This is a genomic window from Methylobacillus sp. MM3 (assembly GCF_001645185.1).
Lineage (GTDB): Bacteria > Pseudomonadota > Gammaproteobacteria > Burkholderiales > Methylophilaceae > MM2.
The window spans coordinates 209,972-233,486 of the sequence record NZ_LXTQ01000040.1 but is presented as its reverse complement, the minus strand read 5'-3'; the positions used below and the strand labels follow the sequence as shown (position 1 = coordinate 233,486).

Below are 23,515 nucleotides of genomic sequence, written 5' to 3'. Positions count from 1 at the left end.
TGCGTTTATATCCTTTATTCAGAGGGCGAACCCTTTTATACTTGATGATTATGGTGGTATCAAAATTAAATCAGCAGCAAAGCAATCCTGCAAACCCGATCGACCTTGCCCGAGAAGTATTGCTGACCGAAGCGCGCGCGGTTGAAGCGCTGGCGCAACGTCTCGACAACAGCTTCCCCCAGGCTGTGGAACTCATTTTACAGTGCCGAGGTCGCGTTGTGGTGAGCGGCATGGGCAAATCAGGCCATATCGGCCGCAAGATTGCATCCACGCTTGCCAGCACCGGCACGCCGGCTTTTTTCATGCACCCGGCCGAGGCCAGCCATGGCGATCTGGGCATGATTACCGGACACGATGTCGTCCTTGTCCTGTCGAATTCCGGCGAAAGCGATGAACTGCTTACCATTGTGCCCATGCTCAAGCGCATGGGTGCCAAACTGATCAGCATGACCGGCAACCCGAAATCCACACTGGCTAAAGAAGCCGACGTGCATCTGGATGCGTCCGTATCGCGCGAAGCCTGCCCGCTGGGACTGGCGCCGACCGCCAGCACCACGGCCGCACTGGCGTTGGGTGACGCTCTGGCGCTGGTACTGCTGGACGCCCGCGGATTCTCGCAGGAAGACTTTGCGCGCGCGCACCCTGGAGGCGCGCTCGGCAGACAGCTGCTACTGCATGTGAGCGATGTGATGCGAACCGGAGACGGCATACCCAAAGTTCCGCAAAATGCTTTCCTGTCGGCCGCCTTGCTCGAAATGTCCCGCAAGGGCTTGGGCATGACGGCCATCGTCGATACGCAAGGCAAACCCGTCGGCATCTTTACCGACGGCGACCTGCGGCGTGCCTTCGAAAACGGCGTGGATGTCGCTGCTACCGACATTATGCAAGTCATGCACGCAAATCCACGCACTATCGCTCCCAACCGCCTGGCTGCGGAAGCAGTGGAGCTGATGGAAACTCATAAAATCAATGGCCTGCTGGTCACCGACGAGACTGGATCGTTGGTCGGCGCGCTCAACATGCACGACCTGCTGAAAGCGAAAGTAGTATGAATCAAGAAGTTCTGGAGCGCGCAAAACGCGTCAAGCTGATCGTGTTTGACGTAGACGGCGTCATGACCGACGGCAGCCTCTATCTATGCGACGACGGACAGGAGTACAAGGCGTTCAATTCGCAGGATGGCCTGGGCATGAAGCTGCTGAAAGCCAGCGGCGTGGACATGGCGATCATTACCGGCCGTACCTCGAAAGTCGTCGTCAAGCGCGCGGAGAATACCGGCGTCGCCCATTTCTTCCAGGGCGTCGAGGATAAGCTGGAGGCATTCATGCAGCTTTCACGGGAATTGGGGCTGGATCACTCCGAATGCGCTTTCATGGGTGACGATGTGGTGGACTTGCCACCGATGCTGCGCAGCGGCCTGGCCATTACGGTCCCTGCCGCGCCGGCACTCGTGAAGAAACATGCACACGTTGTTACCGAACGCGAGGGCGGACGCGGCGCAGTGCGCGAGATCTGCGAATTCATCATGCAGGCGCAAGGAACACTTGATGCCCAGATGGCGCAGTATCTGAAATAAGATGCATGGCCGTCCCGCTACATGGTTTTTACTATTGCTGCTGGCACTGCTCGCTGCGCTTACCATGTGGGCGGATGTCGCCGTGCAGCCAGCAGGGCCCAAGAATGATGGCAGTGACCGCCATGACCCGGATTACAAATTGAACAATTTCAACACGCTGAAAACCGATCTAAACGGTAATCCGCGCTATGTGCTGGCCGCCACGGAAATGGTGCATTATCCTGACGATGACTCCACGCATCTGATGCGGCCGCATTTTACGCAGTATGCTGAAAACAAGCCCTACACCCAGATCGAAGGTCAGCGCGGGCTGGTCACGAGCGATGGCGAACAGGTGTATGTGATGGACAAGGTAAAGGTCGTGCGCGCCGCAACCGCGCAAAAAGGGGAGATGACGGTATTGACCGATTTTCTGCATATCATTCCCGATGACGAGATCGCACGCACAGACCGGCCCGTGACCATCCTGCAGGCACCCAAAACCGTGGTGCATGCAATCGGCATGGAATACGACAAGAAAAACGGCTTGCTGAAGCTTTCGAAACGCGTTCGGGCGCATTATGAAAAGCCCGCCGCAAAATCGGTTCCGCGTAGTGCCGCGCCTAAAAAGGCGCAAGCGCCCAGGAAAGCGGCCGCACCTAAAACAGCTTCCACCAAAAAAGCCAATAACGGCAACTCGAAAACCCGCACCCGGAGACCACAATGACAACCCTGCATCGCGGCCATAAACTCTTGCTCGCTGCCACGACGCTGTTATTTTCCTGCGCCGCATTTGCCGAAAGTGCCGACCGGGACAAGCCTATCGACCTCGAAGCCGACAATGTCGTCGTCAATGACGCCAAGAAAACCAGCACCTACACCGGCAATGTGATTCTGACCCAGGGAACGCTGATCATCCACGCAGACAAACTGGTCGTTCGGGAAGATGCCGAAGGCTTTCAGCACAGTACTTCCTATGGCAATCCGACCACCTTCCGGCAAAAAATGGAAGGCAAGGACGAATACATGCAAGGCAGCGCGCAGCGCATCGAATACGACGGACGCATGGACAAGGTTCAGCTTTACACCAAAGCCTGGGTCAAGCGCGGCGAGGATATCGTGAATGGCGAATACATCATGTACGACGCCGGTGCCGAGTATGCCGAAGTGATCGGCGGCTCGACCGCGTCTTCGGCACCCAAGGGCCGTGTACGTGCAGTGATCCAGCCCAAGAAAAAGACACCGCCGGCAAGCGGCTCGACTGCCACCGGCAACTAACGGCGACAAACGTGAGTGAATTAAAAGTCGAAAATCTGCGCAAGCGCTACAAGGCGCGCACGGTAGTGCAGGATATCTCGCTGTCCATCAAGAGCGGCGAAGTCGTCGGCCTGCTGGGGCCGAACGGCGCGGGCAAGACTACCAGCTTTTACATGATGGTCGGACTGGTCCCGCTGGATGGCGGACGGATACTGCTGGACGGCAAGGATCTGGGCCGCCTGCCGATACACCGCCGCGCGCGCATGGGGTTGGCCTACCTTCCGCAGGAGCCTTCAATCTTCCGCAAGATGAATGTCGAGGACAATATCCTGGCGATACTCGAATTGCAAAAACTGACGCCGGAACAGCAAAAGGAAAAACTCGAAGAATTGCTGCATGAACTGCATATCACCCATTTGCGGAACAGCGCGGCAGTCAGCCTTTCCGGCGGCGAACGCCGGCGCGTGGAAATCGCCCGCTGCCTGGCGACCAACCCGCGCTTCATCCTGCTGGATGAGCCGTTCGCCGGCATCGATCCGATTGCCGTGCTGGATATCCAGAAAATCATCCGCTTCCTGACGGAGCGCGACATCGGCGTGCTGATCACCGATCACAACGTACGCGAGACGCTGGGCATCTGCGATCATGCTTATATCGTGAACGAGGGCAAGGTATTTGCCTCTGGTCATCCGGATGAAATCATTCATAATGACAGTGTCAGGGAAGTTTATCTCGGCAGGGATTTCCGCCTCTAAAGCGGTCCGAGAACACCATGAAACAAAGCCTTCAACTTCGACTTTCTCAGCATCTCGCGCTTACGCCGCAGTTGCAGCAATCCATTCGTCTGCTCCAGCTTTCCACCGTGGAACTCAATCAGGAGCTGGAAACGATATTGCAGGCCAATCCTTTACTGGAGCGCGTCGAACACAGTGACGGCGGCCACGAGGAGCATGTCCCGAGTACCGCGCAGGAAACGACTGTGCCGGTCGAGGAGGGGCCTCGCCAGGACGACTTCGGCGGCGATTCCTTCGGTGAGAGTTATGGCGACTTCGCCGGCAGCAATCGCTGGGAAGAAGGCGGCTCCGGCAGCGACGACGACGATAACGACTACGTTTTCCAGGAGGCCGACTCTCCTACCCTGCGCCAGCACCTGCTTGAGCAACTGCACTTGATGCCGCTCTCGGAGCGCGACCAGACCCTGGCTTCGGTCTTGGTGGATGCCATCACCGAAGACGGCTACCTGGATCAGTCACTCGAAGAACTGGCTGAAATGCTGCCGGAAGAGCAGGAAGTCGATCCGATGGAGTTGCAAACCGCGCTCAAGCTGATCCAGCATCTGGATCCGCCCGGCATAGGCGCACGCAATCTTGCCGAATGCCTGAGTCTGCAATTGCGCGCGATGCCGGAAACCATGCCGCATCGTGAAATCGCGATCAGTCTCGTCGAAAACCATCTCCCCGAACTCGCGACCCGCGACTACGCACGGCTGCGCAAGGCGCTGCATTGCGGCGAGGATACCCTGCGCGAAGTACAGCACCTGATCACGCAGCTCAACCCGCGTCCGGGGGCCAGTTTCTCCCACATCGGCTCGGATCAGTACATCCAGCATGAGATCGTGGTGAAAAAGGTCAAGGGTGTGTGGCTCGCTACATTGAATCAGGAAGTCATGCCCAAGCTGCGCATCAACCAGCTTTACGCCGACATCCTCAAGCGCAACCGCGACAACTCAAGCCAATACCTGATGAGCCAGATGCAGGAAGCGAAGTGGATGATCAAGAATATCCAGCAGCGCTTTTCTACCATATTGCGCGTATCGCAGGCCGTGGTCGACCGCCAGCGCAACTTCTTCGAGCATGGCGAGATTGCGATGCGCCCCCTGGTGTTGCGCGAAATCGCCGATGAGGTGGGGCTGCACGAATCGACCATTTCCCGCGTTACCACGCGCAAATACATGCTGACGCCGCGTGGCGTATATGAGCTTAAGTATTTCTTCGGCAGCCATGTTGCCACCGATACCGGCGGCGCCTGTTCGGCCACCGCGATCCGCGCGCTGATCAAGCAGCTCGTGAGCGAGGAAAACACGAAAAAACCGCTTTCGGACAGCCAGATCACCGAAATTCTCGGCAAGCAAGGCATAGTCGTCGCACGCCGTACCATCGCGAAATACCGCGAATCGCTGCAGATCCCGCCGGCGAGCCAACGCAAGGCGTTGTAAACGTTTTTACCACAAGGAGCAAATCATGAACCTGAACCTGACCGGCCACCATATGGAAGTTACCCCAGCTTTGCGCGATTACGTTACGTCCAAGCTGGAGCGCGTCACCGGGCATTTCGACCAGGTCATCGACGTCAAGGTGACGTTGTCGGTCGAAAAGCTCAAGCAAAATGTAGAGGTCACCCTGCATGTGCCCGGCAACGATCTGCATGCGGAAAGCTCCGATGAAAACATGTACAGCGCCATCGACCTGGTAGCGGACAAGCTGGATCGCCAGGTATTGAAGCACAAGGAAAAACAGGGCGACCACCACCGCTCCAACGGCGCCGTGAAGCATCAGGTTACCGAGTAAGCCCAAGCATCATGTCCGAGATCAGCGTCGCCCAGCTTTACAAGGACACCCGCCGCAAGCTGAAACTTGCCTGGGTAGCAGGACATGACGGCGGCGATCATCCGCTGACCAGCGACACCGTCACCAAGCCTTCGCTGGCGCTGATCGGACACCTCAATTTCGTGCACCCGAACCGGGTGCAAGTGCTCGGCTGCGCGGAAATGGATTATCTGCGCAACCTGAGCAAATCCGCTGCCCAGCACGCCATCGACAACCTGTTTTCCACCGACCTTGCGGCGGTGGTTGTCGCCAACGGCGAATCGGTGCCCGAAGCATTGTTGCAGGCTGCCGACACGGGCAACACCCCGCTCTTCACCTCGCCGGAAAAAAGCCCGCGCCTGATGGAGGTACTTAGCCATTACCTGGCGCAGGCCGTCGCTGAATCAGTCAGCTTTCATGGCGTTTTCATGGAGGTACAAGGCTTCGGCGTGCTGCTCAAGGGCGAGGCGGCCATCGGTAAAAGCGAACTGGCGCTGGAATTGATCACCCGTGGACACCGGCTGGTCGCCGATGACATGGCGGACTTTTACCTGGTTGCGCCGGATCGTCTGGAAGGCCGTTGCCCGCCGCTGCTGCAGGACTTTCTGGAAGTGCGCGGCCTCGGCATCCTCAATGTGCGCGCCCTGTTCGGCGACAACGCGGTGAAGCCGACCAAGCCGCTGGATTTCATCGTCCAGCTGGCAAAAGCCGAAACACTGATCCCGCAAATGCTGGACAGGCTCAAGATCAAGGCTCAGAGCGAGAAGATACTTGGCGTCAAGATTCCCAAGGTCGTCATCCCGGTGGCAGCCGGGCGCAATATCGCGGTACTGGTTGAAGTGGCGGTACGCAACCAGATCCTGCAAATGCGCGGCATCGACAGCACGCGCCAATTCATGCAGCGACAAACCCGCGAGCTCAAACGCAATGCGGAAAAGGCCGAAAAAGGGCGCGCGTGATGCAACTCATCATCGTGACCGGCCTTTCGGGCTCCGGCAAGAGTATCGCTCTCAAGGCGCTGGAAGATAGCGGTTATTACTGCGTGGACAATCTTCCGGCCACACTGCTGCCGGATACCGCGGAACATCTCGGCAACGCCGGCGAGACGCGCATCGCTGTCAGCATAGACACGCGCAGCAGCACGCTCGAAGCCCTGCCGGGCATTATCCGCAACCTGCGCGAAAACAACGGGGATGTGCGGGTGCTATTTCTCGAATCCAGCACCGAAACCCTGGTCAAACGTTTCAGCGAGACGCGCCGTCGCCATCCGCTAAGCGGCGGCGGCATCACCCTCGCAGAGAGCATACGGTTGGAAAGGGAAATGCTTGCACAGCTGGGCGATCTCGGGCATCGCATGGATACCAGTGACCTCAGCCCCAACGCATTGCGGTCCTGGGTCAAGGATTTCATTGCGCTGGACCCGGAGGGCCTGACGGTGCTGTTCACCTCGTTTGGCTTCAAGCATGGCATTCCGCTGGATGCGGATTACGTCTTTGACGTGCGCTGCCTGCCCAACCCGAATTACGAACCGATGCTTAAGCCTTTGACCGGACGCGACCAGCCGGTGGTCGAGTTCCTGGAGAACCAGCCGCTGGCACAGGCCATGTACGAGGATATCCGCCAGTTCGTCGAGAAATGGCTGCCCTGTTTCATGCAGGACAACCGCAGTTACCTGACCATCGCTATCGGTTGTACAGGCGGGCAGCATCGCTCGGTTTATTTCACCGAACGCCTGACCAGCCATTTTCGTAATTTGCAGCACAAGGTTCTGGTTCGCCATCGCGAACTGGAATGACATACTTGCTGGAATAAGGAAGAATCGTGATAGGTATATTGATCATCGCTCACGGTACATTGGGCGAGAGCCTGATCCACTGCGCCAGCCATGTGATGGGCGAGAGGCCGCCGCAATTGCGGCAGATCGGCGTCAGCGTGCATGACGATCCCGCTCATTTGTTACCTCAGGCGCAGGAGCTGGTTCGCGAGCTGGATCGAGGCGACGGCGTCCTGGTGTTATCCGATATTTATGGCGCCACGCCCTGCAATCTGGTCGGCAAGCTGTTGAAGCCGGGGCGCGTCGAAGGCATCGCCGGCGTCAACCTGCCAATGCTGGTGCGCGCGCTGGCCTACCGCAACGAGCCGCTGGAAGTCCTGGTCGAAAAAGCCGTGGCGGGCGGTTGCGGCGGCGTCATTCATTTCACACACGAAGCATGCATACACCATGATTAAACAAGAAATCGAAATCATCAACAAACTGGGACTGCATGCGCGCGCATCGACCAAGCTGACGCAAACCGCCAGCCAATACAAGTCCGAAGTATGGCTCGAGCGCAACAATCGCCGCGTCAATGCCAAAAGCATTATGGGTGTGATGATGCTGGCGGCGAGCAAAGGCAGCAAAATAATCGTTGAGGCTAGCGGCGCGGATGAAGCGGAAGCCCTGGAATCGCTGCTTGTATTGATTAATAACCGCTTCGGCGAGGCTGAATAATCGCCGTTCAAGGGGGAAGGTTTTTCATGAATGTTGCATTTCATGTGAGTGAGCCCAGATGAGCTTCACCATGCACGGGGTTGGTGTTTCCAATGGCATTGCCATCGGCCATGCCCATCTGGTTTCCCACGCGCTGCTCGAGGTTGCGCACTACGTGGTTCCGGCGCATCTCGTCGAAGACGAGGTTCACCGCTTCACGCAAGCCATAGAGACCGTGCGCGCCGACCTCGAAGCTGTCCGCCGGCAGCTGCCCGCAAACGCGCCCGCCGAACTTGAATCCTTCGTCGGCACGCACCTGATGATATTGGCCGACAAGTCGCTGTCGGAAGCACCTATTCAAATTATCCGCGATGAACAATGCAACGCGGAATGGGCGCTCAAGCAGGAGATGGATGACCTGGTCGCGCAGTTCGAGGAAATCGAGGACGAATACCTGCGCGAACGCAAGTTCGATGTGGTTCAGGTCGTGGAGCGCGTCATCAAGGTGCTGCTCGGCCATCCCAGCCAGGTCGTGCTGGAAAAGCAGGAAAGCGGCATGATCCTGGTCGCGCACGACCTCTCCCCGGCCGACGCAATCCAGTTCAAGCAGCACCAGTTCGCTGCATTCATTACCGATGTCGGCGGCGCGACTTCGCATACCGCCATCCTCGCACGTAGCCTGAACATCCCATCCATCGTCGCGCTGCATCGTGCGCGCGACCTGATCCGCGATGGCGAGATGATCATCGTCGACGGCAATCTGGGCGTGGTCATCGTCAGCCCGGACAAGAACACGCTGACCGAATACCGCCTGCGCCAGGAACAATGGGACATTGAGCAGCAAAAGCTCAAGCGCCTCAAGCTGACGAAAGCCGTGACGCTGGACGGCACAACGATCGAACTGCACGCCAATATCGAAATTCCCGAAGACGTTGCCCAGTCCAAGGCCGCCGGCGCGACCGGCATTGGCCTATACCGCACCGAGTTCCTGTTCATGAACCGTCGTGAATGGCCGACGGAAGACGAACAGTTCGAGGCCTATCGCAGGGTCACGGAAGCCATGAAGGGCATGCCGGTGACCATACGCACACTCGACCTGGGTGCGGACAAACCCGCCAACCCGGATGAGGCACGCACCTGCACCAACCCGGCACTGGGTCTGCGCGCTATCCGGCTTTGCCTGTCCGAACCGCATATCTTCCACTCGCAAATCCGGGCGATTTTGCGTGCCTCGCATTACGGCAATGTCAAACTGCTGATTCCGATGATTTCTACCCTGTCGGAATTGCGCCAGGCCCTGCATCTGATCGACCGCGCCAAGCGCAGCCTGCGCGACCAGAACATTCCGTTCGACGAAATGATGCCGATCGGCGGCATGATCGAGGTTCCGGCAGCCGCGCTCAAGGCGGATGCTTTTGCGCGCGAGCTGGATTTTCTTTCCATCGGCACCAACGACCTGATCCAGTACACGCTGGCCATCGACCGCACCGACGACTCGGTAGCGCACCTCTACAATCCGTTGCATCCTGCCGTGCTGCAACTGATCGAGATGTCTATCCGCGCCGCCGACAAGGCAGGCAAACCGATATCGGTGTGCGGCGAAATGGCAGGCGATCCCAAATTGACCCGATTGCTGCTGGGATTCGGCCTGCGCCAGTTCTCGATGCATCCGGCGCACGTGCTGGCGGTGAAGCGCCAAGTGCTGCAATCCAGCCTGCCAAGGCTGACGAGCAGCGTGCGCAAGATTCTCGCCAGCGCCGAAATCGACCGTATTGAACCTTTGCTGGACAAGCTCAATCAATAAGGGGAATGCCATGAACGACGAGAACACCGCAATATCCGCCAACGACAGGAACATTGCCGTATTGACCCATATCGGCGGGATATTTTTCAGTTTTGTGCCGGGATTGATCGTCTGGCTACTGAAAAAAGATGAAAACGCCTACCTCGGCGAACAGGCGCGCGAAGCACTGAATTTCCAGATCAGCTTACTCATCGCCTACATGGTCTGCTACGTGCTGGTGTTTATACTGATCGGTTTCGTGCTGATGGCGGCAGTCTGGTTGGGCAACATCATTCTCTGCATCATCGCCGCCAGCAAAGCCAGCAAGGGTGAAGAATACCGCTACCCGTTTACCCTGCGGTTAATCAACTAAGGATCCTGTTCCCGATGCAAAACCCGTTACTCCAGTTTTCCGGCCTGCCGCAATTCGACCAGGTACGCCCCGAGCACGTTACCCCCGCCATCACGCAATTGCTGGACGAAGCCCGCACGTTGATCGACGCCCTGGGCCAAAGTACGGAAAAACCGGGATGGGACAATTTCGCCCGCCCGCTGGAGGATATGGAAGAACGCATCTCGCGCGCCTGGTCGCAGGTGTCGCATATGAATTCCGTGGTCAACACTCCCGAGTTGCGCGAAGCCTACAATGAAAACCTGCCGGTATTAACCGCTTTTTACGCAGATATTTCGCAAAACGAAGCGCTATACGCAAAGTTTCGCGCACTTCGCGCAAATCCTTCTTTCGACACCCTGAGCGCCGCGCAACGCAAGATTATCGACAACGAATTGCGCGACTTCCGGCTTGGCGGTGCGGAACTGCCTGAAGACAAGAAGGCGCGTTTCAAGGAAATCCAGGAAGCGCTGTCCTCGTTATCGGCCCGCTTCGAGGAAAACCTGCTCGACACAACCAACGATTTTGCGCATTTCGTCGAACACGAAAGCGATCTCGCCGGCATCCCGGAGGATGCGCTGCAAGCTGCACGCGAGGCCGCCGAAGCCGACGGCAAGTCAGGCTGGAAATTCACGCTGCATTTCCCCTCTTACATGCCGGTTCTGCAGTACGCAGACAAGCGCGCATTACGCGAAAAGCTGTATTTCGCCTATGCCACGCGCGCTTCCGAATTCGGCAAGGCGGAATGGGACAACACGGCCTTGATCAAGGAAATCCTCGAGTTGCGTGCCGAGTCCGCGCACTTGCTGGGCTACGCCAATTACGCCGAAGTGTCCCTGACGACAAAAATGGCGCAAACCGCGCCGCAGGTGCTGGATTTCCTGCGTACCCTGGCCGTACGCGCACGGCCTTTTGCGGAAAAAGACATGCAGGAATTGCAAGCTTATGCCGCCGAAAAAGTCGGCCTGCCGCAGCTGGAAGCCTGGGATGTGGCCTATGTCTCGGAAAAATTGCGTGAAGAAAAATACGCGTTCTCGGATCAGGAAGTGAAACAATACTTCCCGGAACCGCAGGTGCTGCATGGGTTGTTCAAGGTCGTCGAGACCATCTACGGCGTACATGTGCGCCAATCGGAAGCACCGGTTTGGCACAAGGACGTCAGCTTCTATGACATTAACGACCACGACGGCCATCTGATCGGGCAGTTCTATCTCGACCTCTACGCGCGCAACGGCAAGCGCGGCGGCGCCTGGATGGATGAAGCGATCACGCGCCGCCGCAAGGCCCAAGGCATCGAAACGCCAGTGGCCTTCCTCACCTGCAATTTCTCCGCGCCTGTCGGCAATAAACCGGCATTGTTCACGCACGACGAAGTTATCACGATGTTCCACGAGTTCGGCCATGGCCTGCATCATCTGCTGACCAAGGTCGAGGAATACGGCGTCTCCGGCATCAAGGGCGTGGAGTGGGACGCGGTGGAGTTGCCCAGCCAGTTCATGGAAAACTTCTGCTGGGAGTGGGACGTACTGCGCCACATGACCAGGCATGTCGATACCGGCGCGCACTTGCCGAAAGCGCTGTTCGACAAGATGGTCGCGGCAAAGAATTTCCAGGCTGGCATGCAGACGGTGCGCCAGATCGAGTTTTCATTGTTCGACATGCTGCTGCACAGCGACTTCGACCCCAAGGGCGACAAAACGCCGCTGCAATTGCTGGAAGAAGTCCGTGACGAAGTCGCCGTGGTGCGCCCGCCGCAATGGAACCGCTTCCCCAACAACTTCTCGCATATCTTCGCCGGCGGTTACGCAGCGGGTTATTACAGCTACAAATGGGCGGAAGTGCTTTCCGCTGACGCCTACAGTCTGTTCGAGGAAAACGGGGTATTGAGCGAAGAAACCGGTCACCGATTCTGGAGCGAAATCCTTGCCCAAGGCGGTGTGCGTCCGGCGCTGGAGTCCTTTATCGCTTTCCGCGGCAGAGAACCGACCATCGATGCATTGCTGCGCCACAATGGCATGACTGAAACGGCGTAATGAAGATAGCTACCTGGAACGTCAACTCACTTAACGTGCGTCTGCAGCATGTGCTGGACTGGCTTGCCGCCAATCAGCCGGATGTGCTGTGCCTGCAGGAAACCAAGCTTGAAGATGCCAAGTTTCCGTTCGATGCATTTACCGCGGTGGGTTATCACGCCGCCCACGCGGGGCAGAAGACCTATAACGGGGTCGCCATCCTCAGCAAACACCCCTTAAGCGATGTCACCATCAATATCCCCGCTTTCGCCGACGAGCAAAAGCGGTTGATTGCCGCGACCGTTAACGATATCCGCATCGTGTGCGCCTATATGCCCAACGGACAAAGCCTGGAATCGGACAAATACCAGTACAAACTGGGTTGGCTGGTGGCTTTGACTAGCTGGTTGCGTGAGGAAATGCAGCGTCATCCGAAACTGGCCTTGCTCGGCGACTACAACATCGCGCCGGAAGATCGCGACGTGCACGACCCAGCTGCATGGGTAGGGCAAGTACTGGTCAGCCCGGCCGAGAGAGCCGCCTTCAAGGAGTTGATCAGCCTGGGACTGACCGATGCATTCTGCCTCTTTGAAGAGCAGGAATGCATCTACTCGTGGTGGGATTACCGCATGGCAGCATTCCGCCGCAATCTCGGATTACGCATCGATCATATTCTGCTATCGCCGGCGCTGGTCGGCAACTGCACTGCTTGCTGGATCGACAAAGGGCCGCGCAAACTGGAGCGGCCTTCCGATCACGCGCCCGTCATTACCGAGCTTGCCGTCCCGGCAGCCGCCTGATCCGCAGACGAAAAAGAGGCGAGTTTCCTCGCCTCCAACCGGCTTGATACAAACGCCGGGCTCGTTACAGCTTTATTTCTTGGCCGGAGCGGCGGGGGATGGCAATGAACCCTTCGTAACGGCTTTCAAATCATGACAAGCCGGATAATCTGCAAAATCGATTATTGCTTCGTGCGGATATTCAACTGTTTCAGCTTGCGGTAGAGGTGGGTCCGCTCCAGCTCAACCGCTTCCGCCACGCGACTCATGTTGCCACCGGCCTTGGCGATGTGATGCTCGAAATAAATGCGCTCGAATGCATCGCGCGCGTCGCGCAGGGACATGTTCAAGTCCAGCGGTAACTGGGTAGCGGCGGAGACGGCGGGTTCGGGCACGGCAAACTGCTCCAGCACGCGGACAGCGTCTTCGAGCGTGATTTTCTCCCCGATGCTGGTCAGCATCAGGTTTTTCACAGCGACTTTCAATTGAGCGAGGTTTCCCGGCCATTCGGCGTTGCGCATGGCATTCAGTGCAGCCACATCGAACTCGCGATACTGGACTTCGCCATTTTCAGCCAGAAAAGTCGTCATCGCCTTGACGAGATCCGGAATGTCCTCGCGATGTTCGGCCAGCGTCGGGATATTCAGGCTGGCGGAAGAAAGTGCGTGCAGCAGAGACTCATCGAACTGCCCGGCCTGCACCAGCTGCGGTAGCACCCGGGTGGTGGCGCACACGACACGCACACCGTACTTGTCCGCGCGGCCGAGCAGCAACAGCAATCCCTTTTGCTCGGTCTTGCCGAGATCGGCCACTTCCGGGATGTAAATCAAGCCTTCGCGTGTCTGCTCCAGCAGTTCAAGCGGCGCACTGGCCAGCTTTTCCGCTTGCGTCAGTTCCAGCCATGGCGTTTCGGACCGATGCAGGAATCTTGCGCACAATTCGGCGCCGCAACCGCGCGCGCCGATCAGCAGCAGCGGTACCTTAAGTCCATCCAGTTGTTCCAGGCGCGTCCGCAGATCGACGATTGCCGGACTCTTGCCCAGGCTCAGCAGGTTCATGCCGCTGCGCGGCTGATGCTCCGCATGTTTCAGGGCCGCGTTCACCGTCTTGAGCAACTTTTGCAAAGCGATGGGTTTTTCAAGGAAATCGAAAGCGCCGATGCGCGTTGCCTCGACGGCAGTATCGATCGTACCGTGACCGGACATCATCACCACCGGCATCGTCAGCAATCCGCCGTTTCCCCACTCCTTGAGCAGGCTGATGCCGTCACAATCCGGCATCCAGATATCGAGCAATACCAGATCGGGCCGCTCCTGCTGGCGGGAGTCGCGTGCCTGCGCGGCGTTTTCCGCAAGTTTGACGTGATAGCCTTCGTCGCTGAGGATTTCGCTCAACAGCTCGCGGATGCCGACTTCGTCGTCCACAACCAGAACCTGGCGCGCAGTCATGCTGCCTCCTTCATCGGCAGGAGCAACGAAACGCTGGCTCCGCCCTGCGGTTGATTTTCGATCTTGATGACTCCCTTATGCTCTTCCACGATTTTTTTCACAATGGCCAAGCCCAGGCCGGTGCCTTGGCGCTTGGTGGTAACGTAGGGTTCGAAAGCGCGTGCGATCCAATCCGGCGGAAAGCCGGGGCCGTTATCGGAAATTTCAAGCCTTACCATACCATTTTCAGGCTTTATTTTCACATGGATCAGAGGCTTCGGCCTCCCTTCCAGCACATCCTGCGCATTTTTCAGCAAGTTGTGCAGTACCTGCCGCAGCATGGTCGCATCGCCATAGATGGGCGATATTTTCTCGTCGAGCTCGAGATGAATCTGGATGCCATGCGATTCATACAATGCCAGAACGTCGCGCACAAGCGCGTTGAAGTCCAGCAATGACAGATTGAGTGCCGGTGAACGCGCATATTCGCTGAACTCATCCACCATGCTTTTCATTGCGGATACCTGGCCGACAATGGTTTGCGTCGCGCGCCGCAGCATTTCGGCATCGGCGCCTTCCAGCTTGTCGCTGAGCTTGTGCTCCAGCCGTTCCGCCGACAGCATGATCGGCGTCAGAGGGTTCTTGATTTCATGCGCCAGGCGGCGCGCTACTTCCCCCCACGCCGCATCGCGCTGCGCCTGCAATAAGGTCGTGACATCGTCGAACACGACGACGTAACCGCTTTCGGAGCCTTTGGGAAGCCGCGTCCCGCGCACCAGCAGCACCTGTTTGCCTTTTGCGCCTTCAAACTCGATCTGTTGCTGCCACTCGCCGGTTTTTTCGTCGGTGAAATGCGTCAAAATCGTCCGGACCAACGTAGCCATGGTGGACGACTGTGCCAGCAGCTCAAGCGACTGACCCGCGATCGGCCCGAGATCGACGCCGAGGATGTGATTTGCCGAGGGGTTGAAAGTCCGCATACGAAACCGGTCGTCGAATGCAATGACGCCGGAGGAAAGATGCGACAGGATGGTTTCCAGATGGCCGCGCGCCGCCTCGACGCGTGCCCGGTTGCGCTCCGCCGCCTGCGTGGCTTCGGAGAGTTGCCGCGTCATACTGTTGAAGGATTGAACCAGAACCCCCAGTTCGTCTTTGCCATGCGCCGGCAGCATTTTCCCGTAATCGCCGCTGGCAATCGCGCGGGTTCCTTCTGCCAGCACGCCTAACGGAGCCGACAGGCGACGGCTCAGCACGAATGCAAACGCCAGCGCAGATAACATCGCCAGCATGAGGACCAGCGTGAGAGTGAGCGCAAACACCTCCTTGAGGGCCGTGCGCGTATAGGATAGCTCCTGGTAGTCCTGATAGACCGCCTGCACCGACTCGGCCGTCTGTGACAGCGACTTCGGAACCGGCTGGAGCAATTGCAGTATCCGGGTTTCACCGTGGATATCTGCCGTATTGACCGGAGCCAGCACGCGCAGATACAACCCCTTGTCCGGAATCGGCTCGATCCTGCCATAGATACGCTGGCGAGCTTGTCGCAGCTGGGGGATGGTGGGCAGATCGGGCAGGAAACTTGAGGCGTCGGCGCTGGAGAAAGCAAGAATGCGGCCTTGCAACGTCAACAGTACCGCATCCTGCACGCCGCTGCGCTCGCGCAGATCGTTCAGCATCGAAAGATGCGAAGTATTGGGCTGGAAGGCCAGCGATATCGCCATGTTCTCGCCCTTCTCCTCCAGATCTGCCAGCAGGATGTCGAGCGCGCTCTGCCCCAGGCGCAAACCGCCATCCAGGGCCGCCTCGACCTTGACGTTGAACCACGACTCGATGGAACGGGTCAGGAAATTGACCGAAACGGCATAAACGATCATCCCGGGAATCAAGGCCATCAAGGCAAACATGCCCAGCAATCGCAGCGTAAGCCGGCTGCCGATCACCTGGCTGCGCATCTGCCGATACAGCTTCCACAACTGCAAGCCGATCAGGATGATGAAAAACACCGCGAGAGCGATGTTAAGCACCAGCAGCAGCGTGTAGTTCTGCCCGGACAAGGCCGTGTTCGCGCTGGCGTGGGAGAGCAGATAAAGCAGCACTGCGCCCAGCACCGCGGAAATGAAGACGATGTACTTCATGGCAACCCGACTAAACCGCTATCGATCATGGATGTTGAAAATTTGGGATCCAGCGATAGCGCTCCGACACCAATGTCCATTTCTCCGAACTGAGCGCCTCGACTTGCAAGGCTTTCGGCAGGCGGGAATGATCCAGCCGGAAGCGCAGCACGGCCTGGTAGCTCTCGCCCTTGACGATTTCCGACTTGTCCAGCACCGTCCAGTCGCGCAACCGCGAAAGCTCGTCCCGGACTTCCTGCAAGGTGGTAAAGGATTTCTGGTGCTGGTCTATATTGATCAAGTACTGACGGGAGAGTGCGTGATAGCTGAGCAGGATAACTTGGCTTTTGGTAGTGATTTCGTCGTCGAACCAGTATTGCCGTGGCGAAACCAGTTGGAATTCGATCAGGAAAGTCAGCGGGACGCCTTTGTTAAGCGCGGCCTCCACCTCCGGGGAAAAGTCGATATCGAAATCGGCATCGAGTTGATAGGCAGTATCAACCGGCACCAGCTCCGCGTTTTTGACCTGTATGCCTTCGGCCGCCGCATTGAAAACGAGGCAGCAAATCAACCCGAGCCCGAACCGGCTAAATTTTTTGAAGAAGCGCGTAAAAGAATCCGTCATGGTCAGCACTAGGCAGCAATTGGCCGTCCCTCAACCCGGCAAGCGGGAGTTGTCGAGCGTCCGCCTGCTCGGCCAGGAACGCATCGATTTGTCGTTGATTTTCTTCGATAAATATTGAGCAGGTCACGTACAGCAATTTACCACCGTTTGCCAGGGTATGCCACAAACCGCGCAATATCTGCGCCTGCTGGGCCGTAAAGCTGTTCAGATCTGCTTCGCGGCGCAGCCATTTGATATCCACATGCCGCCGGACAATGCCGGACGCACTGCAAGGTACATCGGCCAGGATACGGTCGAATGGCTGGCCGTCCCACCAAGTGCCGGGGTTGCCGGAATCGCCTTTTACCAGTTTTGCAGATAATCCGAGCCGGTCGAGATTGCTGCGGGTGCGGGCCAGTCGAATTTCGTCGCTGTCCACCGCGGTCATCGCGACAGCGGCCGTTTCCAGTACGTGGCCGGTCTTGCCGCCCGGCGCGCAACAGGCATCCAGCACGCGCATGCCGTCATGCACATCCAGCAATGAGGCCGCAAACTGGGCACCGTAATCCTGGACCGACACGTCGCCCTCCAGGAAGCCGGGCAATTTTTCCACCGGCACCGGCTGGTCGAGCATGATGGCGCTCGCCCCCAAAGGGTGCGCACCTATCGCCAGGTCTTCCAGCTTATGCAGATATTCCGCGCCGGAAACGCGGCGACGATTGACGCGCAAGGTAAGCGGAGGATGACGATTGCCCGCTTCAAGAATGGCCGTCCATTCGGCGGGATAGTCCTGCTTCAGTTTCTCTATCCACCATTGCGGGTAGGAATAGCGGGCAACCTCATTGTCGGTAATGGCCACAAGCAGCGCTTCGCGGCGGCGCAGGAAATTGCGCAGTACGGCATTCACCAGCCCTTTTGCCCAGGCTTTTTTCATTTTCACCGCAGCCTTGACCGCGTGATCGACCACCGCATACTCGGAAGCCTTGCCGTGCTCCAACTGATACAAGGCCGCCAGCAGAAGGCAGCGCACTGACTCGTCTTCCAGGCGGCGTTCCAGCAATTGTTCGAGCACCGCCTGAAGCTGGCCGTAATGCCGCAAAACGCCATAGCTCAAGTCTTGCGTGATGGCACGCTGCTGAGGCGTCAGTTGCGGATGGAGGCGCCAGAGATTTTCCAGCGCCTGCGTGAGGTTGCGCCCGCCCAGAACCTGGCCGATGGCCTGAGCTGCGAGTTGCTGACTTGTATCCAAAAGCGGCTGCCGGCGTCAGACGGCCATGGCCATCAGTCGCGCAACCCGTTCCTCGGTTTGCGGATGGGTGCTGAAGAGGCCTTTGATGCCTTCGGCGGATAATGGATTGATGATCATCATCTGTGCCGTCTCCGGGTGTTGTTCGGCAGTTTCCAGCGGGACGCGATGCGCGTAGTTATGGATTTTTTGCAAGGCGGAAGCCAACGCGCCGGGATCGCCGCTGATTTCCGCACCGCCGCGATCGGCCTCGAATTCACGCGAGCGCGAAATCGCCATCTGGATCAACATCGCAGCAATCGGCGCCAGGATCATGACGAGAATCGCCACGGCAGGATGCACGCCGCCTTCGCGATCGTTATGCCCGCCTGAAAAAAGCATGCCGAATTGGGCAATCGAGGAAATCGCGCCGGCGATGGTCGCAGATATCGTCGAAATCAAGGTGTCGCGATGCTTCACATGCGCCAGTTCATGCGCCATCACGCCGCGCAGTTCGCGCTCGGAAAGAATCTGCATGATGCCGGTAGTCGCCGCAACCGCGGCATTCTCGGGATTGCGGCCGGTGGCGAACGCATTCGGCTGCGCTTCGTCGATGATGTAAACGCGCGGCATCGGCAAGCCGGCATTGGCTGCCAGCTCCTTGATCATGCCGTAGTATTTGGGCGCGCTTTGCGCATCGACTTCGCGCGCGTTGTACATGCGCAGCACCGCCTTGTCGGAAAACCAGTAGGCGTACACATTCATCGCCCCGGCGATCGCCAGTGCGATCAGCATGCCGCCCGCACCGCCCAGCGCGGCGCCGACCATGCCGAACAGCACCACAATACCCGCCATCAGGATCGAGGTTTTCAACCAGTTGCCCAACATAATGTTTCTTACCTCTTCAATATCGACGCCGATTAGATGGCGGCCATCGCCAAAAATTCAAGCGGCGAACCGGTCGCCGGGCTTGAGTTGACTGCCCGCAAGAAAATCCCGTGCCGACAGACGTTTTCCGCCAGGCTTCTGCACCTCGGTGATGCGCAACGCCCCTTTGGCGCAGGCAACCAGCAGGCCGTTTGAGGTGTCGAGAACTTTTCCGGGAGTTCCTGACACATCAGGCACGGCATAAGCCATCCAGATGCGCCAGGCTTCTCCCTGGAACGTCGCCTGCGCTACCGGAAAGGGGTTGAACGCACGCACCTGCCGCGCCAGATCGTCCGCATTGCCGTGCCAATCCAGCGGCGCCTCATCCTTGCGCAGTTTTTCGGCGTACGTCACCAGCGCTTCATCCTGCGGTTGGGCCTGTATCGTATCCAGCTCCGCCAGGGTTTCGACCATCAACCGCCCGCCCATGTCCGCGAGCGCATCGTGCAAGCTTTGTGCAGTGTCATGCTCGGTGATCGGCACCACACCTTTTTTCAGCATCGCACCGGCATCCAGCGCCAGCACGACCTCCATGATGGTCACGCCGGTTTCCGCATCGCCGGCAAGAATCGCGCGCTGGATAGGTGCCGCACCGCGCCAGCGAGGCAACAGCGACGCATGGATATTGAGGCAGCCTTGACGCGGCATGTCGAGCACCGCTTGCGGCAGGATCAGCCCGTATGCGGCAACGATCATCACATCCGCTTCGGCGGCGGCGACGGGCGCCTGGCTTTCAGGGGTTTTGAGCGTTTCGGGCTGATAGACCGCAAGGCCGTGCTGTTGAGCAAGTGCCTTGACGGGGCTGGCTTTCAATTTCATTCCCCGGCCGGCCGGCCGGTCCGGCTGTGTCAGCACCAGTACGATTTCGTGTCCGGCCGCGATCAACGCCGCCAATGCGGGCACCGCAAACTCAGGCGTTCCGGCAAAGATGATTTTCATTTTTTCTCCGAAGCGATTGCGGTCTTGCATTCGCCCGAAGAGAAGGCGGAGGAACACAGACAGTAATTCAATACGATCAGCATGGCAACGCCGTATTCGGCGAATGCAAAACTGCGGCTACATGGTTTCGCGCAAGCGCTTTTTAAGTTTGTTCTTGATGCGGCCCTGCTTGAGCTGCGACAGGTATTCAACGAATACCTTGCCTTTGAGGTGATCTATTTCATGCTGAATACACACGGCCAGCAAGCCGTCCGCCTCCAGCGTGAATTTCTGGCCATTACGATCCAGCGCTTCGACTGTCACCTTTTCGGCACGGCGCACAGTCTCGTAGATGCCGGGCACGGACAAGCAGCCCTCTTCGTAATCCTGGGTTCCGCAACTGGTCACAATGCGAGGATTGATAAAGGCCCGCAATTCTTTTCTATCCTCGGAAATATCGATCACGATCACCTGCTCATGCACGTCGACCTGAGTCGCGGCCAAGCCGATACCCGGCGCGGCATACATGGTGTCGGCCATATCGTCGATCAGCCGACGTATCCTGTTGTCGACTTCCACAACCGGCCGGGCTACCGTATGCAGGCGTTCATCGGGATAATGCAAGATGTTCAAAATTGCCATAAAAGCTTGATTGTCTAATGAATTACATGCAGAATTTAAACCAACTTCAAGAATTGCATTTCGCTCTTCATTGGCCGGGGTCAACATGAAAAAATACATTATAACGCCGCTCTTGCTTTGGTGCCTTGCTTCAACGGCATGGGCGGACGTCATACAACTCAGGGAGAATCATCCGGATCGCTATGTCGTGGTCAAGGGCGATACCTTGTGGGATATCTCAGCGCGTTTCCTGAAGGACCCCTGGCTGTGGCCGCAAGTGTGGAAAATGAATCGCGAGCAGATCCGCAACCCCCACCTGATTTACCCCGGCGACGTCGTGGTGCTCGACCTCAGCGGAGCCACTCCGCAACTGCGGCTGATGCGCGGAACAGTCAAGCTGGAACCAGGCGTCCGCATCGAACAGCTTGAAAAACTCGCTGTGCCAACTATCGCCCCCAGCGTCATCGCCCCTTTCCTGAGCCAGCCGCTGGTCATCAGCAAGGATGAACTCGAAGATGCCCCCAAGATTGTCGGCGCCGAGGATGGCAGATTGTTGCTCGCCAACAACATGCATGTTTATGTCACCAAAATCAATGATGGCGATGGCCTCGACTGGCAGATCTTCCGCCCCGGTGTAGACCTGGTCGACCCCGACACCAAGGAAGTCCTGGGAACGGAAACGGTTTATCTTGGCGAAGCACGCGCAAAAAAATACGGCGAACCGGCTACCGTTCAGATCGGCCGCATCAAACAGGATGTCACCACGGATGACAGACTGATCAGGCCTGCCGAACGCGTCGTCAACTCTTTTGTGCCACATGCGCCCGACACGCAAATCCAGGGTCGTGTCATATCTACCTATCAAGGCCCCAAGGACGTTGGCAAACACTCCATCATTGCCATCAATCGCGGCAGTGCCGACGGCCTTGAGGAAGGTCACGTACTTGCCATTTACTATGAAGGCAAAAAACTCCCTCCGGAAAAAGGCAAGGCTGGTGAGCGCGAAGGTTATTTCAACCTGGAGCGCAACGAAGATGGCACGCTGGAGCGTGATGAAGAAGGCCGCGTGCAGACGCGTTTCGGCACGAGAAGAACCGACGGCGCGTTCGAACCCGAACCGAGCGAGATCAAGCTGCCGGACGAGCGCGTCGGCCTGGTGATGATCTTCCGCACATTCGATCGCGTTTCTTACGGTCTGGTCATGCAATCCGAACGTTCGATACGCACCTCCGATATCGTCGTAACACCCTGATCTTTGGAAAACACTGGCAGCTCAACGCCCGAAGAGGCGACGCTGTGGATAGGCCTGAGCCTGATTGACGGCTTGGGGGCTCAGTCCTATCGTGGCTTGCTCAGCCATTTCGGCACGCCGGAAAACATCTATGCCGCGCCGCGCAGCGAGTTGCGCCAAGTAGTCTCGGAAGTTGTCGCACAACGCATATCCGAGGGGCCGAACGCCGAATTCATCGCGCCGGCCCTGGCATGGCTGAATCATCCTGGGAATCGTCTGGTGACGCTCGCCGATGCGCATTATCCGCGAGCGTTGCTCGAAATCTCCGATCCTCCTCCCCTGCTTTATTGCAAAGGCAGGATCGAGCTTCTCAACGCATCTTCCATCGCCGTCGTCGGCAGCCGCAATTCGACGCCTCAGGGCGAAAAGACCGCCGAAGCATTTTCGCAGGCGCTCAGCGAAAACGGTTACTGCATCGTCAGCGGCATGGCACTCGGCATCGATGGCGCAGCCCATCGCGGCGCACTGCAAGGGCGCGGCAGCACGATTGCTGCTGTCGGCACCGGGCTCGATATCGTTTATCCGGCAAAGCACCGCCAGTTGGCGCACGAAATTGCAGAAAAAGGGCTTATCGTCTCCGAATTTCCGCTCGGCACTCCATCAATGGCGCAAAACTTTCCGCGCCGCAATCGCATCATCAGCGGCCTTGCGCGCGGCTGCCTGGTGGTGGAAGCCAACCTGCAGAGCGGATCGCTGATCACTGCCAGGCTGGCTGCCGAACAAGGCCGCGAAGTCTTCGCCATTCCGGGCTCCATACACTCGCCCGTAGCCAAGGGCTGCCATCAGTTGATCAAGCAGGGAGCCAAGCTGGTCGACAGCATCCATGACATTCTGGAGGAACTGGGCGGCGGCCCACCTCTCCCGGAAACAGCCAAGGACACAGCAGCGCACACTGATAATCCTCTGCTGGAAAAGATGGGTTACGATCCAATTACCATCGACGGATTAATCGAGCGCAGCGGCTTGACGAGCGAATCCCTTTCCAGCATGCTACTAATGCTGGAACTGGAAGGCAAAGTTGCAACCCTTCCGGGAGGACGTTACCAGCGCCTCGCTTAATGCTTACCTGAATGAGGAGCCTGAATGTTTGAAGTCCTCGTCTACCTGTTCGAAAATTATTTCGAAGCCAATATCCATCCCGATCAACATACACTCGCAAAAGAATTATCCGCTGCCGGATTTGAAGATGCCGACATCAATGGCGCTTTTGATTGGTTCGATGCACTTGAAGCCATGTCGCAGCAGGAAACGCAGGCGACTATCGCCAGTCCGGGAATCCTGCGTATTTACAGCGAGATTGAAACCAAGAAAATCAGCAGCGAAAGCTTGGGTTTCCTGCTGTTCCTGGAACAAGCCGGCGTGCTGAACCCTGCGCAGCGCGAATTGGTCATCGACCGCGCCATGGCGCTGCCGGAGGCGATTTCGCTTGAAGAAACAAAGTGGATTGTGCTGATGGCGCTCTGGAATCAGGGCAAGGCCGGAGATTATCTTTTTGTCGAGGACGCGCTCTTTAGCGACACTCGCCCCACGTTGCATTAAGACAACGCATCCAAGTC

The 23,515-nt window shown here is 57.8% G+C and carries 25 protein-coding genes; 18 read left to right on the top strand and 7 right to left on the bottom strand.

Going from position 1 to position 23,515, the window contains the following annotated elements:
- The first annotated feature begins 50 nt into the window (after positions 1–50).
- From A7976_RS11520 to xth, 15 genes are read left to right on the top strand one after another with little or no spacing between them, the layout of a single operon-like run.
- Entirely contained in the window at positions 51–1,052 is a 1,002-nt protein-coding gene (locus A7976_RS11520; protein WP_067112068.1) for an SIS domain-containing protein, read from the top strand.
- Positions 1,049–1,576 carry an HAD family hydrolase gene (locus A7976_RS11515; protein WP_067111806.1) on the top strand — a complete coding sequence of 176 codons (528 nt, stop codon included), beginning with the start codon at positions 1,049–1,051 and terminating at the stop codon, positions 1,574–1,576. Before A7976_RS11520 ends, A7976_RS11515 begins: the two co-directional genes overlap by 4 nt.
- 34 nt (positions 1,577–1,610) lie before the next feature.
- Positions 1,611–2,282 carry an LPS export ABC transporter periplasmic protein LptC gene (lptC, locus tag A7976_RS11510; RefSeq protein ID WP_240483863.1) on the top strand — a complete coding sequence of 224 codons (672 nt, stop codon included), beginning with the start codon at positions 1,611–1,613 and terminating at the stop codon, positions 2,280–2,282.
- On the top strand, positions 2,279–2,833 hold the full coding sequence (gene lptA, locus A7976_RS11505) for a lipopolysaccharide transport periplasmic protein LptA (RefSeq protein WP_067111800.1): 555 nt from the start codon (positions 2,279–2,281) through the stop codon (positions 2,831–2,833). Before lptC ends, lptA begins: the two co-directional genes overlap by 4 nt.
- An 11-nt stretch (positions 2,834–2,844) precedes the next feature.
- Positions 2,845–3,567 (top strand): LPS export ABC transporter ATP-binding protein, encoded by a 723-nt coding sequence (gene lptB / locus A7976_RS11500; protein ID WP_067111797.1) that lies wholly within the window; start codon positions 2,845–2,847, stop codon positions 3,565–3,567.
- A gap of 17 nt (positions 3,568–3,584) precedes the next feature.
- The gene (locus tag A7976_RS11495) at positions 3,585–5,027 is read left to right on the top strand and encodes an RNA polymerase factor sigma-54 (protein ID WP_067111793.1); all 1,443 of its coding nucleotides are present in this window, start codon (positions 3,585–3,587) and stop codon (positions 5,025–5,027) included.
- A gap of 25 nt (positions 5,028–5,052) precedes the next feature.
- The gene (gene hpf, locus A7976_RS11490) at positions 5,053–5,379 is read left to right on the top strand and encodes a ribosome hibernation-promoting factor, HPF/YfiA family (RefSeq protein WP_067111789.1); all 327 of its coding nucleotides are present in this window, start codon (positions 5,053–5,055) and stop codon (positions 5,377–5,379) included.
- An 11-nt stretch (positions 5,380–5,390) separates the two neighbouring features.
- Positions 5,391–6,356, top strand: coding sequence for an HPr(Ser) kinase/phosphatase (gene hprK, locus A7976_RS11485; RefSeq protein WP_067111785.1), 966 nt, complete (start codon positions 5,391–5,393; stop codon positions 6,354–6,356).
- Complete coding sequence (rapZ, locus tag A7976_RS11480; protein ID WP_067111781.1) at positions 6,356–7,192, top strand: RNase adapter RapZ; 837 nt, start codon at positions 6,356–6,358, stop codon at positions 7,190–7,192. Before hprK ends, rapZ begins: the two co-directional genes overlap by 1 nt.
- Positions 7,193–7,218: 26 nt before the next feature.
- The gene (locus A7976_RS11475) at positions 7,219–7,626 is read left to right on the top strand and encodes a PTS sugar transporter subunit IIA (protein WP_067111778.1); all 408 of its coding nucleotides are present in this window, start codon (positions 7,219–7,221) and stop codon (positions 7,624–7,626) included.
- Positions 7,619–7,888 (top strand): HPr family phosphocarrier protein, encoded by a 270-nt coding sequence (locus A7976_RS11470; protein WP_067111775.1) that lies wholly within the window; start codon positions 7,619–7,621, stop codon positions 7,886–7,888. Before A7976_RS11475 ends, A7976_RS11470 begins: the two co-directional genes overlap by 8 nt.
- A 58-nt stretch (positions 7,889–7,946) precedes the next feature.
- On the top strand, positions 7,947–9,671 hold the full coding sequence (gene ptsP, locus A7976_RS11465) for a phosphoenolpyruvate--protein phosphotransferase (RefSeq protein ID WP_067111772.1): 1,725 nt from the start codon (positions 7,947–7,949) through the stop codon (positions 9,669–9,671).
- A 10-nt stretch (positions 9,672–9,681) separates the two neighbouring features.
- A complete protein-coding gene (locus A7976_RS11460; RefSeq protein ID WP_067111769.1) occupies positions 9,682–10,023 on the top strand; it encodes a DUF4870 domain-containing protein in 342 nt (113 codons plus the stop codon).
- Between the two features lie 14 nt (positions 10,024–10,037).
- Positions 10,038–12,074 (top strand): M3 family metallopeptidase, encoded by a 2,037-nt coding sequence (locus A7976_RS11455; protein ID WP_067111767.1) that lies wholly within the window; start codon positions 10,038–10,040, stop codon positions 12,072–12,074.
- Positions 12,074–12,853 (top strand): exodeoxyribonuclease III, encoded by a 780-nt coding sequence (gene xth, locus A7976_RS11450; protein WP_067111765.1) that lies wholly within the window; start codon positions 12,074–12,076, stop codon positions 12,851–12,853. The genes A7976_RS11455 and xth overlap by 1 nt, the downstream gene beginning before the upstream one ends.
- Positions 12,854–13,014: 161 nt before the next feature.
- Here the strand turns inward: xth and A7976_RS11445 are convergent, their stop codons facing one another.
- The 7 genes from A7976_RS11445 to def form a co-directional block, all read right to left on the bottom strand.
- A complete protein-coding gene (locus A7976_RS11445; RefSeq protein ID WP_067111762.1) occupies positions 13,015–14,280 on the bottom strand; it encodes a sigma-54 dependent transcriptional regulator in 1,266 nt (421 codons plus the stop codon).
- The gene (locus A7976_RS11440; protein ID WP_067111760.1) at positions 14,277–16,394 is read right to left on the bottom strand and encodes an ATP-binding protein; all 2,118 of its coding nucleotides are present in this window, start codon (positions 16,392–16,394) and stop codon (positions 14,277–14,279) included. Before A7976_RS11440 ends, A7976_RS11445 begins: the two co-directional genes overlap by 4 nt.
- A 25-nt stretch (positions 16,395–16,419) precedes the next feature.
- Positions 16,420–16,998, bottom strand: a complete 579-nt coding sequence (locus A7976_RS11435; RefSeq protein ID WP_067111757.1) for a DUF4390 domain-containing protein — start codon at positions 16,996–16,998, stop codon at positions 16,420–16,422.
- Entirely contained in the window at positions 16,961–18,226 is a 1,266-nt protein-coding gene (gene rsmB / locus A7976_RS11430) for a 16S rRNA (cytosine(967)-C(5))-methyltransferase RsmB (RefSeq protein ID WP_067111753.1), read from the bottom strand. Before rsmB ends, A7976_RS11435 begins: the two co-directional genes overlap by 38 nt.
- A gap of 15 nt (positions 18,227–18,241) precedes the next feature.
- Positions 18,242–19,090 carry a zinc metalloprotease HtpX gene (htpX, locus tag A7976_RS11425; protein WP_067111750.1) on the bottom strand — a complete coding sequence of 283 codons (849 nt, stop codon included), beginning with the start codon at positions 19,088–19,090 and terminating at the stop codon, positions 18,242–18,244.
- Between the two features lie 57 nt (positions 19,091–19,147).
- The gene (gene fmt / locus A7976_RS11420; protein WP_067112065.1) at positions 19,148–20,068 is read right to left on the bottom strand and encodes a methionyl-tRNA formyltransferase; all 921 of its coding nucleotides are present in this window, start codon (positions 20,066–20,068) and stop codon (positions 19,148–19,150) included.
- 117 nt (positions 20,069–20,185) lie between these two features.
- Positions 20,186–20,689 (bottom strand): peptide deformylase, encoded by a 504-nt coding sequence (gene def / locus A7976_RS11415; RefSeq protein ID WP_067111748.1) that lies wholly within the window; start codon positions 20,687–20,689, stop codon positions 20,186–20,188.
- 85 nt (positions 20,690–20,774) lie between these two features.
- On the opposite strand from def, the gene A7976_RS11410 reads away from it, so the two are divergent.
- Genes A7976_RS11410 through A7976_RS11400 form a run of 3 tightly spaced genes read left to right on the top strand, consistent with a single transcriptional unit; the run spans position 20,775 to position 23,498 of the window.
- Positions 20,775–21,920: a LysM peptidoglycan-binding domain-containing protein gene (locus A7976_RS11410; RefSeq protein ID WP_205633506.1), complete on the top strand. Its 1,146-nt coding sequence runs from the start codon at positions 20,775–20,777 to the stop codon at positions 21,918–21,920.
- A 3-nt stretch (positions 21,921–21,923) separates the two neighbouring features.
- A complete protein-coding gene (gene dprA, locus A7976_RS11405; RefSeq protein WP_067111743.1) occupies positions 21,924–23,018 on the top strand; it encodes a DNA-processing protein DprA in 1,095 nt (364 codons plus the stop codon).
- 24 nt (positions 23,019–23,042) lie between these two features.
- A complete protein-coding gene (locus A7976_RS11400) occupies positions 23,043–23,498 on the top strand; it encodes a DUF494 domain-containing protein (RefSeq protein ID WP_067111740.1) in 456 nt (151 codons plus the stop codon).
- The last annotated feature ends 17 nt before the right edge of the window (positions 23,499–23,515 follow it).